Source organism: Sphingobacterium lactis (genome assembly GCF_051951495.1).
Taxonomy (GTDB): domain Bacteria; phylum Bacteroidota; class Bacteroidia; order Sphingobacteriales; family Sphingobacteriaceae; genus Sphingobacterium; species Sphingobacterium lactis_A.
The window spans coordinates 801,599-815,644 of the sequence record NZ_JBNHAS010000001.1; the positions used below are offsets into that span (position 1 = coordinate 801,599).

Consider the following 14,046-nt stretch of genomic DNA (forward strand, 5'->3'; position numbering starts at 1 on the left):
TTTCCTTAATGGTTGCATTCTAAGGCATTTTAACTCCTATCTAATAGCGTAGCGGTCTCATATCTCATATGTATTTACATAGGTTTTCTTTTACACTTCTTCGGATCTCCTTCGGAACTTGTTCGGATCTCCTTCGGATCTCGTTCGGTTAGAAGCGAACGAGATCCCAAGGAGATCCTTATCAGATCCATTAGAATTCCATGAGAGTACCAAAGCAAAGTATAAGCAAATAGAGCTTTGACTCAAACAAAACTGGTCGAGATTCACTCGATGTTAATCTGAATTAGGAAATTGAAATTTGAATATCAGCGGCTCTTTTAACCTTTTTTGTCCATTAGATCCTGAATAGCTACTGCGGCTAAAGTACCACCGAATGCAGCTGGCAAGTAAGACATGGTACCATACGCAGATTTCTTATAATTACTTCCGTCTGTATAAAGTAAGGACTCTTTATCTGGCAATTCTGTAGAGAAAACTACTTTAACACCTTTTTTAATGCCGTGTTTCTTTAATTTTTTACGGATATGTTGAGCCAATTTACAATTGAAGGTACTTCCAATATCAGCGATACGGATTTTGGTAGGGTCAAGTTTACCACCTGCACCCATAGAACTAACGAATGGAATACCTGCTTCTAATGCTCTTCGGATAAAGAAAAGTTTAGGGGTAATGCTATCAATGGCTTCAACACAGTAATCGGGTTTTAGATCTAATAAACCGGGGATACTGTCCGGTAAGATAAACTGTTGGATAACATTTAGTTGCAATTCTGGGTTAATGGCTAACAAACGATCCTTCATGATTTGAGCTTTAGCTTCACCATGATTGGTAGCCAAAGCTGGAAGTTGTCTATTGCGATTACTTGGGTCTACTGTGTCACCATCGATAATGGTCATTTTACCAACACCTGAACGGCATATAAATTCAGCGGCGAAGGAACCTACACCACCTAAACCCAATACCATGACATGTGAATTAGCTAATTTTTCCAATGCCTCACGACCGACTAGGGCTTCGGTACGGGACAACCAAGATAAATCCATCATTTAAACTAAACTATAATTAAATACCCGATTGAAATTCTGTACTATTTGCTCTTGTAATTGCTCTTTAGTCAATTTTCGAGCGTGGCAAAAGTAAGCATAAATATCGGAGATCGCTATAGTTTTATCGTCAGTTTCTAGGAAAAGTCGGTCCAGAGGGATGTTTTGCAAAAGATCCAAATGCTGTCCTTTCAGGATGTTCGCTCCAAGTGAAAGGTAATATCCATGATGGAGTAAGGTTTTGGCTAATTCCCAATTTTTGGAATATCCATGGAGGATAACCGGCACCTTGGTTTTCATGCGCATTAATGAAGTTAGTACTTCGGCATATGCACGGACACAATGTACAATAATCGGTTTGTTGAGGTCATTAGCTAAAGAAATCTGTCTTTCAAATGCCATTACTTGCCGATCCCAAGGCGTACTGTGCATTTTATCCAATCCACATTCGCCTACCGCAATTACTGCTTCGTTTGCTTGTAATTGAACTAAAGCTTCAAACTGTTTGTCAAAGTTATCATCTATATACCAAGGGTGAATACCTACAGAACAAGGTTTATAGGTAAGATAATCCTTAGAAACAATCAAATTTGCAAGGGCAAAGTACAAATTGCTCTGTGTTTTAGGATGATGGGTATGAATATCGATATACATGTCGACCTTTGAATAAAGGTAAAACTAGGGAAAATTATTTAGGACTCTTCAATTTCCACGCATTTTTCAAACTCTAAGACCACAATTCCCGAGGTAGTATCGATTTTATATCTTTTTCTATTGGGGTCAATATCAAAGGATTTATCGATTTCTGGTACGACCTCTGAGACTTCCAGAATAACGGGGTAACCTTCGTAAGGGATTTCGGATCTGGAATAATGGGTCACATGATCAAAACGAAGTTTGCGTTCTTGGGCATGCTCGCCGGCTTCTGTATCAACCAAAAGGGTAACAACCATGCTCTGCGTCATAGAATCCTCTTCAGTGCGTACGATTTCTGCGTCTAATAGGGAATTAATGTCTATAGCCATATCCGTTTAATCAATAGTTTGTATTTGAATAACAGCAAATGGGCTTTTTCGTTTTAAAATTCTTAATTAATACTGAACTCAAAGTTTTTATTCTTTAAATCAGCGATTACTTTTTTTATGTATTCCCGATTTTGCTCTGGGCCAGTAATCATTTTTGGCGTCTTAATAAATGGATGTGAAGAAGTCTTCTCGGATTGTCCGGTAGAGTTGTTTTTATTTTTACGATGGAACATATGACCTCCTTGCTTTCTATTAAAATGATAGGCTCTACATAATTTTAATTTGATGCAATAGCCCTTGTTTATACTGGTTATACCGCAGGCTTTCAAAGGATTGAAAGTTATACCTGGCTAATTAAAGATAATAAAAAATATGAAAAACAAGGTAAAAATTGGTTTTTAATAGGTGTTTTAATCCCTTTTTGAGTAAGGAATGCATATCTTCGTTTCTAAAAAAAATATCCTTGTTAAAGATTGCGCATCATAAAGCATATATACATCCTTTGCCCGATGGGCATCGATTTCCGATGTTAAAATATGATTTAATACCTTCTCAGTTACTATATGAAGGGTTGGTGGAAGAGGCTAATTTTTTCGAGCCAAATCTATTAGATCGGGAAACGATTTGTTTAGCACATGAGTCGCATTATGTGGATGATTTATTGGGATTAACGCTGGACCCTAAGATGATTCGTAGGATCGGTTTTCCCATGTCCAGAGGCTTAGTTGATCGGGAATTATATCTTATAGATGGGACGATCAAAGCGAGTCATTTTGCGATGGAACATGGAGTAGCTTTTAATACTGCTGGGGGCACGCATCATGCAGGACGTGATTTTGGCGAAGGTTTCTGTTTATTAAATGATCAGGCGGTTGCAGCTGCTTACTTGTATGAAACAGGATTTGCCAAGAAGATATTAATAGTCGACCTGGATGTGCATCAAGGTAACGGAACGGCCCATATCTTTGAAGATCATCCGGATATTATTACTTTTTCTATTCATGGTGAGAAGAACTTTCCGTTTAAAAAAGAAAAATCCCATTTGGATATTGCTTTAGCTGACGGAATAGAAGATGAAGCCTATTTAAGTCTGTTAGATCGAGAATTGAATAGCATCATCGACAAAATAAAACCCGATTTTATATATTATCAGGCAGGTGTTGATGTTTTGGCAAGTGATAAGTTAGGTAAATTTAAACTATCGATGGCAGGCTGTATGAAACGTGATAACTTGGTTTTCACGGCCTGTAAGGAACGCGGAATCCCTGTTGAGGTTAGTATGGGTGGGGGATATTCTCCACAGATTAAGGATATTGTCAATGCACATGTCAATACCTATAGAAGTGCAATCACTATTTTTGAATTCTAAATATTATTTATGTTTTTTCATCAAGACGCTAATTTTGATCACCTTATCATCCATCATGTAGGAAATAAAAGCCAGGATGAATTTTATACCCTATCGGACAATGAGATTGACCTACAATCTGATGAAGTGTTGACCGATCTATTGATGCAATATTTTATGCGTCCATTTGCAAAAGCTAACGAAGTGTATCGATTCTACCATCCCAATGAGGAATTGGAATTAAATGAACTATACTACTTTTCGAAGCAATATTTTGATCAAAAGATCTCTTTTGTGAACTTCTCGCATTCCATCGCCAAGTATTTATATGAAGTAACAGAGCATCCGAAGATTAAATCGGGAGAATTGTATGTCGTTGCCTTGGAAAATGTGCAAATGGAAGGAGAGGAGCATTCAGCGATTGGAATCTTTAAATCGGAAAATAAGGAAGCCTATCTGAAGGTATTTCCGCAAGCAGATGGTTTGGATGTAAGTTATGAACAGCAAGCTATCAACATCAATAAGCTAGATAAGGGAGTGATCATTATCAATACAGAACAAGAGGAGGGTTATAAGGTTCTTTGTGTAGATCAAACGAACGGTTCCGAAGCTGTGTATTGGAAAGATGACTTCTTGAAGCTTAAGACTCGAAATGATAATTTTCAGCAAACAGGAAATCTTATGAAGGTCTATAAAAACTTTGTCACCGATAAGATTGACGAAGTCTTTGATATGGATAAAGCAGATAAAATTGATTTGTTAAATCGATCGATGAATTACTTTAAATCCAAAGAGACATTCGATGAAGAAGAATTTAATGAAGAGGTGATCGGTAATCCGGAGGCAGTCAGCTTATTTAAAGATTATAAGCAGTCCTTTGAAGATGAATTTGAATCGCCATTTCAATCGAACTTTGATATTGCTGGAAATGCCGTAAAGAAAATGGCGAGCAGCTATAAATCTGTTTTAAAATTGGATAAGAATTTCCACATCTATGTGCATGGGAAAAGGGAGTATTTGGAAAAGGGTTATGATGATGATAAGGGTATGAACTATTACAAGTTGTATTTCGAGAACGAAGAATAACTTTTATGAAGGGTAATCCGCTGAAACTCTTAGGAATTTGGGTATTTTCCTTATTGCTCTTGATAATTCTCCTAAATGGGTTAATGAGCAATGGGAACATGATAGAAAACTATTACAGCAAAGGTTTTTATCCGATATTCTCATGGATTCCTAAGATCCTATTCGGTTGGATTCCTTTTAGCTTTGGTGATGTTTGCTATGCTTTAATTTTTGCTTTAGGTATATACTTATTTTTCAGAAGTATCTTTCTGTTGTTTCGTAAGCAGGGTAAAAGGGCATTATTTAACTTTTTAAAGCTGATTATTTTGTTCTTGGGGATATATGCCTACTTTAATATATCTTGGGGATTAAATTATTACAGAGTAACAATTAGCACGCAGTTTGAATTAAAAACAGATACCGTTCTGTTGGAAGATCATCTTTCTGTTTTATCCAATCATATTCAGATAGTTAATGCACTAAGTGAAAAGTTGGACTTTAATAGTTTTGAACGAAACGGGGCAGAGAAGCGTATTGAAAGTTTAATGAAGAATGATCAGGATTTTCCCATGTTGTCGAAAACCCAAGTTCAAATTAAACACCCTTTTTCCAATACTTTGGCTTCTTATTTTGGGGTTTCGGGATACTTCAATCCATTGACCCATGAAGCGCATATCAATGGTAAGATGCCTTTGGCTAGTTATCCATTTACAGTGGCACATGAGCTTTCGCATCAAATGGGGATAGGATTTGAGGATGAGTGTAATTTTATTGCTTACGTCAAATTACATCAGCAGGAAGATCCGTGGTTTGCTTATTCAGCTTATTATGAAAGTGTCAGTTATTTATTGCATTCGCTCTATTTAGTGGATCCAGTACTTTTTAAGCAATATAGAGCCCAGCTTTCTCCGAAAGTATTGGGGGATTTTAAAACAGATCAAGAGTTTTGGAAGAATTATACAGGTTGGATAGCGGATATATCTGGACTGTTTTACGATCAATACCTAAAGCATAATAACCAAGCTGAGGGGATGGCTCGATATGGTATGGTTACTAGGCTAATAATTGCATATGAAAAGAACAAGAGGCCACTTGAATAAGCAGCCTCTTGTGGAATCTATGGTAAAAATTAATTGCTATTAACGCTTATACGGAAAAACTTTCTCCGCATGCACAGGTTCTGGATGCATTAGGATTATGAAATTCAAATCCTTTTCCATTCAAACCATCGGAATAATCTAATTCCGTTCCTGCTAAATATAGATAAGATTTAATATCAAGACAGATCTTAATTCCCTTATCTTCAAAAAATTGATCGCCTTTTTTCTCTTCGTTATCAAAGTTCAGTTTATACGACAAACCAGAGCACCCGCCACTTTCTACAGCTACGCGGACAAAGTAGTTTTGGTCGTAGTTTTCACTGCTCATGATTTCTTCAATACGTTCCTTCGCTTTATCTGTTATGGTTACCATGCTTTTTTTCCTCTTGCTAGTATTTTACAAAGTTAATCAATTTTTCATTTTCCTGTTTTTCCTATCATCTGCGCATTGTCATAATAAGCCATCCTTATACAGCTGCCAGATAGGAGACTGCTCTCGAATTTGTGAAACGACGCTTTTAATGAGCTCTACTGCTCGATCTATCTCGGGAATGGTATTGTACCTGCTAAAGCTAAAACGAAGGCTACAAAAGGCGTCTTCATCGCTTAAGCCCATTGCTTTCAACACGTGAGATGGATCTCGGGACCCCGATACACATGCCGAACCAGAAGAAAGGCACATGTCAGGTAGTTTGGTCATTAATTCTGCTCCTCGTACATGAAGAAATTGAACATTGGAGGTATTCGGTAGTCTATTTACTGCTTTTGCATGTATACTTATGTCTGGTATGTTCTTTTGAAGTTCTTCTTCAAAATAGTCTCGTAATTTGCTTGTGTACTGCTCTTTAATTGATAAAGATAAGGCTTTACCCATTCCCGCGATTTGAGGAACGGCATAAGTTCCACCACGGAAACCGTTTTCCTGATTCCCACCAACAATTAAAGCTGGAATCTGAATGGGTTTAGATTTTCTACGGATAAATAATGAAGCTGCTCCTTTAGGACCATGGAATTTATGTGCCGAGAAACAAAGAATGTCAATAGGAACCTTTTGAAGGTCCAAAGGTATTTTTCCGATCCACTGCGTAGCATCACAAAAAAACAAGACATCTTTTCGTTCGCAAATTTCCGCAATTTCAGCGATTGGATGTAGTACGCCGGTTTCATTATTGGCTGCCATTAAGCTGACTAAAATAGTGTCCTCACGGATAGCATCTTCTAACTCTTTTAGATTAATGCTGCCATTTGAATCCACATCTAGCAATTGAATATCAGTTCCTTCTTTATTTATAGCTGCACAAGTACTCAATATCGCTTTATGTTCTGTTTTACATGAAATAATATGATTTCCTTTGCTTTTGTATGCTTTAGGGAAAGCTCTTAAAACGGTATTGATCGCCTCGGTAGAACCACTGCAGAAAAATAATTCTTTGGTCTGGCAGTTTAAGGAATCGGCGATTTGTTTTCTTGCGTTTTCAATAGCGTGATTGGCCTGACGGCCTAATTTATGTTGAACACTCGAAGCATTTCCATAGGATTCTTGGAGATACGGCATCATTACGGCTAAGACTTGCTCATCAATTCTTGTCGTCGCATTATTATCAAAATACATCAATCCCATATGTTAAAGTTATTTAAAATATTGCCATATCTACGCTAAAAACGATATATTTTTTAATTTTGCAGTTCAATAAATCACACAGTAGTATGAAGTTTGCAAACTTAGAAACAAGTTTAGAAAAGTTATTTGATTCGGTATTGTTGAAATTACCGAGTATCGCCATTGGATTTTTCATCTTATTCGTTGGTCGATATGTCATTCATTTTGCATTAAGGTTTGTTGACCGCCGATTTGAAAAGCGAAATGTCGATATATCAATACGCTCATTTATTAAGAGCTTAATAAAATTTACCTTATACGCTTTATTGCTATTGACGGTTGCTAATACCATGGGGATTCAAACGACCTCCTTTATTGCAGCATTATCAGCATTTGGTTTAGCAGTAGGTATGGCCTTGCAAGGAAGCTTATCCAATTTTGCGGGTGGAGTGTTGATATTGATGTTCAGACCATTTGATGTCGGCGATTATATTTCTTCAGCTAATGGTTCATCTGGATCTGTAGAACGTATTGATTTACTTTATACTACATTGATTGATGATGATGGTATTCGGGTATTTAGTCCAAATGGAACTTTGGCGAATTCGGTGATTAAGAACTTTACAAAGATTGCTGCAAGACGTATGCAATTTAACGTTTTGATTTCTTATGATACGAATATTAAGACGGCAAGAGAAGCTATTATGACCGCGTTAGCAAATGATAAAAGGATTTTAGATTCTCCAAAATCTGAGGTTATTGTTGGTGATTTGAAGGATTCAGGAATTACCCTAACTATTCGAGCTTGGACTAAACGTGAAGTCTATTGGGCAACTAAAAATGAGGTTGGCGAAGAGATTAAAGCGATTTTGGATAAAGCTGAAGTTAATTTCCCTGCTACCAATCTTGGTAATCTGTTGAAATAAAACTTGATGAAATCTTGATTGATTGGTTAACTAGTTTCTAATCTTTTGAATTTATCAGAACAAAATATCGGTAAGCTACAACGGCCTGTTGTAGCTTACTGAGTTTAGAAGGGTCCTTCTTGCTATACTTAGGCAAGATCTTTTGATTGATGCTGTTTAATAACTTAAAGAATCCCTTTTTCATAATAATTTCTGATTAATGGATGAAGTAATTCAATCCTACAGCCAATAAAGCTCCAATTATTGGGCCAAGTACAGGCACCCAAGCATAAGCTCCATCAAATCCAGCTTTGTTTTTGATTGGTAAGATGGCGTGCATAATACGCGGTCCTAAGTCACGCGCAGGGTTAATAGCATATCCCGTAGTACCTCCTAAAGATAATCCAATTACCCATACTAAGAATGCAACCGGGATGGCGCCAATAGAGCCCAAGCCAATAACTTGGTCTTCCCCAAACTTAGCGTCCTGAAAATGTAGGATGGTAAAGATCAATACAAATGTACCAACAATCTCGGAAATAAGGTTGATGGGATAATTTCTGATGGCAGGTGCAGTACAGAATACCGCTTGTTTGGTTCCTGGATCTTCTGTTTCGTCAAAATGATTTTTGTACATCAGCCAAACAATGAATGAACCAATCATGGCTCCAAGGAACTGAGCCCCCATATAAGATAGGGAAGTGGCTAAGTCCATTTTACCCATGGCTAGGTTAGCAATTGTTACAGCACAGTTTAAATGCGCGCCACTATACGGTCCTGCTATGTTAACACCTACAAATACCGCAAGAGCCCAGGCTGTTGTTATAACGATCCAACCGCTATTATTACCTTTTGTTTTGTTTAAAACCACATTGGCTACCACACCTCCTCCAAGAAGGATCATTACTCCGGTACCAATTAATTCTGCTAAAAATGGAGTCATATAAGGTTTAGTGTTTAGTTATTAGATTCATATTTATGGATTCGCTGACCAATAGATTACTGATTTGACCGCTCTGTTCCATGATGCAATATATTCTTTTAATTTTGGAGTTTTCTTAGGTGTAAAACGTTTGTCTTCTTTCCAAAGGTTTTCCAATTCTTTAATGTCCTTCCAGAATCCAACAGCTAAACCAGCTAAGAATGCAGCGCCCATAGCCGTCGTTTCGGTGATTTCTGGACGTACAACAGTGCTATTTAAGATATCTGCCTGAAATTGTATCAAGAAATTATTTTGAGTTGCACCTCCATCTACACGCAATTCTTTGATCTTGGTCTTTGAATCGGCTTCCATAGCTTTCAAAATATCATAGGTTTGGTAAGCTATACTTTCTAATGCAGCACGAGCAATATGGGCATCTGAAGTACCTCTGGAGATACCAAATAAAGTTCCTCTAGCATTTGCATCCCAATGTGGAGCGCCTAACCCTGCGAAAGCTGGTACTAAATATACCCCATCGGTATCAGGAACACTGCTTGCTAAAGCCTCCACATCACTCGATTTCTTGATGATCTTCAGTTCATCACGAAGCCATTGAACAACAGCACCACCAATAAATACACTGCCCTCTAAGGCATAAACAACGTCTTTTCCAATCTTCCAACCAATGGTAGTAACCAACTTGTTCTCTGATTTGACAGGTTTATTACCTACGTTCATCAATAAGAAACAGCCCGTACCATAGGTGTTTTTAGCCATTCCTTTCTTCGTACACATTTGTCCAAATAGAGCGGCCTGTTGATCACCTGCAATACCTGCAATTGGGATTTGTTTATTTCCTAATTCGGTGGATGTGGTTCCATATACTTCTGATGAGCTTTTTACCTCGGGTAAGATGTTTGCCGGAATATCAAATAGTTCGAGCAACTCCTCATCCCATTTCAGCTCATTAATATTGTATAACATAGTTCTTGAAGCATTGGAAACATCCGTAACATGCACTTCTCCATTGGTTAGATTCCAAATTAACCAGCTATCTACGGTTCCAAATGCTAATTCACCACGCTCAGCAAGTTTTCGAGCACCTTTGACATGATCTAAAATCCATTTGATCTTTGTAGCAGAGAAATAAGAGTCTATTAAAAGACCTGTTTTTTCTTGTACTTTTTCTAAATGACCTGCTTTTATTAATTCAGCGCAATAATCAGCTGTTCTGCGGTCTTGCCAAACAATAGCATTGTAAATAGGGGTGCCTGTGCGTTTATTCCAAACGATGGTGGTTTCGCGTTGATTGGTAATACCAATACCTTTAAGGAAATCAAGTTTAGTTTTAGATTTCGCAAGTACTTCGGTGAAAACAGCTAATTGACTAGACCAAATCTCCTGAGGATCATGTTCTACCCATCCTGATTTTGGGTAAAACTGTTGGAATTCCTTTTGAGAGATATTAACGATTTCGCCCTTTTTATTAAATAGAATTGCACGAGAGCTCGTCGTTCCTTGGTCTAAGGAAATAATGTATTCTTTCATGTTATGTTGTTTTATAAAAGGTTATTTTATAGTAAGTAACGAGCAGCTAACTCCTCGTACGCTTTAATTTCTTGTACTATCCATTCTTCAGATTTACCAAGCTCTTTGGCCATAATTCTCGCAACCTTTGGTGCTGCTACCATAGATGCCTTGGCATCTAATAGAAGCAAGCGACTACGACGTGCTAAAAAGTCTTCCACTTTACAAATCATCTCGTTGCGACATGACCAAACGACTTCTACTGCTTGGTAATCATAACCGGCTACTAACTCTTCTCTTAAGCTCGGATCTTCTTGAGCTAATTGCTGTATGGCAGCATAGTCTTTACCATACAAACTCCAGTGTCCATGGTACCTGTCTTTAGTAGCACCGTGAATAGGCAGCTGTTTCGTTTTACAAGGTACTTCAATCAGCTTGGCAGTCTCAATGGCCAGGTTTACTGTATCTTCTGCCATCTTACGGTAAGTGGTCCATTTACCACCGGTAATAGTGATCAAATCAGACTCGCTCTTGATCAGTTTATGATCTCTGGAGATTTCTTTAGTACTTCCTGAATCTTTGTCTGTAGGAGCAGCTAAAGGCCTTAATCCGGCGTATATGCTTAATATATCTGCACGAGTAGGAGCAGGTTCAAGGTAATTCTTAGCAGTTGCTAGAATAAACTCGATTTCCTCTTCCATCGGTCTAGGCTCGATTTGATGCTGATCAATAGGAATATCTGTTGTTCCTAATAAAACCTTTCCATGCCAAGGCACACCGAATAATACACGGCCATCCGAGGTTTCTGGAATCATTAAGGCATCTTTACCCGCTAAGAACTTTTGATCAATAACGATATGTGAACCCTGACTTGGGCGTACTAAATTTTTATGATTGGCAGTATCTAGTTTGAGGATATCATCAACAAAAATGCCTGTAGCATTAACAATTACCTTTGCATTGACTTCATAAGATTCTTGAGTTTCTCGGTCGAAGATGGTCAATCCATTGATTTTTCCTTGCTCATTCTTGGAGAATCCTGTTGCTTCCACATAATTCAGTACTGTAGCACCATGTTCAATAGCTGTTTGAGCAAGATTAACTGCTAGACGTGCATCATCAAACTGGCCATCATAGTATAAGACACCTCCATGAAGTGACTTTTGCTCTATATGAGGTAATTTTTCGACTACGTCTTTCTTAGAAAGGGAAATGGAGTTCCCAACACGCAAGGCACCAGCTAACCAATCATATAATTTAAGTCCGATTAAGTATTTCAACTTGCTAAAAGTTGAATATACTGGAATAACGAAGGATTGTACCGAAGAGACATGTGGTGCATTCTTAAATAGAAGACCTCGCTCACGTAGGGCACCAATCACCAATTTAATATCGCCATTGGCAAGATACCTCACACCACCATGTACCAGCTTGGTACTCTTACTTGAGGTTCCTTTAGCGAAATCGTATTTTTCGATAAGCAATACTTTATATCCACGGCTTGCAGCATCAACGGCAGTTCCTAGGCCTGTAGCGCCTCCTCCGATGATTACAATATCCCATTTGTCGGTTGTCTTTATCTGGTTTAGTTGCTCTGTTCTGTTAGGTACGACTTGCATTGATATGTCTTTTAGCTAAAATTAAGGATTTTTGAATGGAAATGACAAGCTATAGCTTATTATTTATTACCCATACTAAAATGATGAAAGCTAAATTAAGCTTTTTATCTATTTTTAAACCATAATTATTAGGTATATTTAAACAAATTTGAATTCCTATTGAATAAAAACAGGTAGAATATTAGCTAAATAATTTTATTCAAGGCATTTATAAGGTTTAACAGTAGGACATTGCACTTAAGTATTAAGTTAATATTAAATTATTAGAACCTGTGATAACTAAGTATGGATTGTAATGTTTGAGGTTTACCGAAGTACTGTTATTATCCATATAAGCTGCAAGGAATTCATAAAATAGTCAAAATGCGTAATATTCTATTTACGCAATCGGTTGATTAGATAAAAAATTCGAAAAATGAGTAGTATTGGCTATAATAAATACGGAAATGGCAGGAATGAATAACACATTTTTAAAAAGTTTGATTACACTTGTAAACTAAATCTACAATATAAATTTTTAATGAAGCAATAATCGGCATCTACTCTTAATTTGACGTTTAAAATTAGCGTTAAAGAGGGAGTTTTGTGTTTGATTATCTTATATGGAACCATCAATATTATGAAAGAAATAAAAAATTCTTCTAGACGTGATTTCCTAAAGAAATCCTTGATCGGGGCGGCAGCATTTACCATTGTTCCCCGTTTTGTTTTAGGTAAGGGCTACCTAGCACCGAGTGATCATTTGACCAAAGGTGTAATCGGTGTAGGTTCTATGGGACGTGGACATTTTGGCTATGCCGGCACAAAGACGGTTGCCATCTGTGATGTAGATACGCGTCACTTAGCATTAGCACAAAAAGCATTAGGTGGTGGAATTAAAGAGCATCATGATTTCCGCGATTTAATTAATAATCCGGAAGTGGATATCGTTCATATTGCAACTCCTCCGCATTGGCATGGCTTGATGGCTGTTGAAGCCGCTCGCTCAGGGAAAGACATTTGGTGTGAGAAACCGATGACTAGAACAATTGGAGAAGGTAAGAAAGTAAAAGAGGCTGTAAAACAGCATGGTAATATTTTCCGTTTGAATACTTGGTTCCGTTTTGATGCGAACTTCTATGGTATGAATGTGCCTGTTAAAAAGATCAAGAAATTGGTGGATACAGGTATGTTAGGGTGGCCATTGAAAGTTACCATCAGTAAGCATACCGGATTTGACTGGAAATTCTATTGGGTAGGGAAGGAAAATCTACCTGTACAACAAGTACCTAAAGAATTGGATTATGAAATGTGGTTAGGTCCTGCTCCTCATAAACCATATAGCGCGCACCGCGTACATACAACTTTCCGTGGATATTGGGATTATGATGGTGGTGGTTTAGGTGATATGGGACAACACTATTTAGATCCAGTTCAATACTTCTTAGGTAAAGATAGTGAGAGCCCTGTTAAAATAGAGGTAGATGCTCCTCAGCAGCATTCAGATGCAGTTGGTACTTGGCGCAAGATTACCTATACCTATGCTGATGGATGTCAGATCATTTTAGATGGAGCTGGTACCGAAGAAGGTAAAGCTTATATTGAAGGTCCAAATGGAAAATTATACCGTGGATTTAAATCGGATATTCCGGATATGGAACGCAAATTAGCTCAATATCCTGATCCTGCACCTCAGGTAACTGATTTTGTTGAAGCAGTAAGGACTCGTCAGAAGTTTGCTTTAAATGAAGAGAACGGGTATTATTCATGTACATTGGTGAACTTGGGATTAGCGGCATTACGTTTAAACAGAACACTTAATTACGATTCTGCTAAACAAGAGTTTGTGAATGATGAAGCAGCAAACCGTTTAATTAATCAACCAATGAGAGGCCCTTGGTCATTCTAAAACC

14 protein-coding genes are annotated in these 14,046 nt (G+C 37.6%); 5 read left to right on the forward strand and 9 right to left on the reverse strand.

The genetic code is table 11. The features are described from left to right. Positions 1 to 317: 317 nt before the first annotated feature. The 4 genes from ACP6L2_RS03430 to ACP6L2_RS03445 form a co-directional block, all read right to left on the reverse strand. Positions 318 to 1,046, reverse strand: coding sequence for a tRNA threonylcarbamoyladenosine dehydratase (locus ACP6L2_RS03430; RefSeq protein WP_440507895.1), 729 nt, complete (start codon positions 1,044 to 1,046; stop codon positions 318 to 320). Continuing rightward, complete coding sequence (locus tag ACP6L2_RS03435; protein ID WP_440507896.1) at positions 1,047 to 1,697, reverse strand: TatD family hydrolase; 651 nt, start codon at positions 1,695 to 1,697, stop codon at positions 1,047 to 1,049. It abuts the gene before it with no gap. Between the two features lie 38 nt (positions 1,698 to 1,735). Then, positions 1,736 to 2,068 carry a hypothetical protein gene (locus ACP6L2_RS03440; RefSeq protein ID WP_440507897.1) on the reverse strand — a complete coding sequence of 111 codons (333 nt, stop codon included), beginning with the start codon at positions 2,066 to 2,068 and terminating at the stop codon, positions 1,736 to 1,738. A gap of 62 nt (positions 2,069 to 2,130) precedes the next feature. Beyond that, positions 2,131 to 2,301: a hypothetical protein gene (locus ACP6L2_RS03445; protein WP_440507898.1), complete on the reverse strand. Its 171-nt coding sequence runs from the start codon at positions 2,299 to 2,301 to the stop codon at positions 2,131 to 2,133. A gap of 230 nt (positions 2,302 to 2,531) precedes the next feature. Between ACP6L2_RS03445 and ACP6L2_RS03450 the strand changes: the two genes are divergently transcribed. The 3 genes from ACP6L2_RS03450 to ACP6L2_RS03460 all read left to right on the forward strand — a co-directional run bounded on the left by ACP6L2_RS03450 (position 2,532) and on the right by ACP6L2_RS03460 (position 5,581). Continuing rightward, positions 2,532 to 3,437 carry a histone deacetylase family protein gene (locus tag ACP6L2_RS03450; RefSeq protein WP_440507899.1) on the forward strand — a complete coding sequence of 302 codons (906 nt, stop codon included), beginning with the start codon at positions 2,532 to 2,534 and terminating at the stop codon, positions 3,435 to 3,437. A 9-nt stretch (positions 3,438 to 3,446) separates the two neighbouring features. Continuing rightward, entirely contained in the window at positions 3,447 to 4,502 is a 1,056-nt protein-coding gene (locus ACP6L2_RS03455; RefSeq protein ID WP_440507900.1) for a nucleoid-associated protein, read from the forward strand. A gap of 98 nt (positions 4,503 to 4,600) precedes the next feature. After that, on the forward strand, positions 4,601 to 5,581 hold the full coding sequence (locus ACP6L2_RS03460; protein ID WP_440507901.1) for a DUF3810 domain-containing protein: 981 nt from the start codon (positions 4,601 to 4,603) through the stop codon (positions 5,579 to 5,581). Between the two features lie 46 nt (positions 5,582 to 5,627). On the opposite strand, the gene ACP6L2_RS03465 is transcribed toward ACP6L2_RS03460, so the two are convergent. Together ACP6L2_RS03465 and ACP6L2_RS03470 are read right to left on the reverse strand one after the other, a co-directional pair. After that, positions 5,628 to 5,954, reverse strand: a complete 327-nt coding sequence (locus tag ACP6L2_RS03465) for a HesB/IscA family protein (RefSeq protein WP_440507902.1) — start codon at positions 5,952 to 5,954, stop codon at positions 5,628 to 5,630. Positions 5,955 to 6,032: 78 nt separating this feature from the next. Beyond that, positions 6,033 to 7,202, reverse strand: coding sequence for a cysteine desulfurase family protein (locus tag ACP6L2_RS03470; RefSeq protein WP_440507903.1), 1,170 nt, complete (start codon positions 7,200 to 7,202; stop codon positions 6,033 to 6,035). 86 nt (positions 7,203 to 7,288) lie between these two features. Between ACP6L2_RS03470 and ACP6L2_RS03475 the strand changes: the two genes are divergently transcribed. Then, positions 7,289 to 8,107: a mechanosensitive ion channel family protein gene (locus tag ACP6L2_RS03475; RefSeq protein WP_440507904.1), complete on the forward strand. Its 819-nt coding sequence runs from the start codon at positions 7,289 to 7,291 to the stop codon at positions 8,105 to 8,107. Positions 8,108 to 8,303: 196 nt separating this feature from the next. Here the strand turns inward: ACP6L2_RS03475 and ACP6L2_RS03480 are convergent, their stop codons facing one another. From ACP6L2_RS03480 to ACP6L2_RS03490, 3 genes are read right to left on the reverse strand one after another with little or no spacing between them, the layout of a single operon-like run. Then, positions 8,304 to 9,029, reverse strand: a complete 726-nt coding sequence (locus tag ACP6L2_RS03480; RefSeq protein ID WP_440507905.1) for an MIP/aquaporin family protein — start codon at positions 9,027 to 9,029, stop codon at positions 8,304 to 8,306. Positions 9,030 to 9,062: 33 nt separating this feature from the next. Further along, the gene (glpK, locus tag ACP6L2_RS03485; RefSeq protein WP_440507906.1) at positions 9,063 to 10,556 is read right to left on the reverse strand and encodes a glycerol kinase GlpK; all 1,494 of its coding nucleotides are present in this window, start codon (positions 10,554 to 10,556) and stop codon (positions 9,063 to 9,065) included. Positions 10,557 to 10,582: 26 nt separating this feature from the next. Further along, entirely contained in the window at positions 10,583 to 12,154 is a 1,572-nt protein-coding gene (locus ACP6L2_RS03490) for a glycerol-3-phosphate dehydrogenase/oxidase (RefSeq protein WP_440507907.1), read from the reverse strand. A gap of 619 nt (positions 12,155 to 12,773) precedes the next feature. On the opposite strand from ACP6L2_RS03490, the gene ACP6L2_RS03495 reads away from it, so the two are divergent. Further along, positions 12,774 to 14,042: a Gfo/Idh/MocA family oxidoreductase gene (locus ACP6L2_RS03495; RefSeq protein WP_440507908.1), complete on the forward strand. Its 1,269-nt coding sequence runs from the start codon at positions 12,774 to 12,776 to the stop codon at positions 14,040 to 14,042. The last annotated feature ends 4 nt before the right edge of the window (positions 14,043 to 14,046 follow it).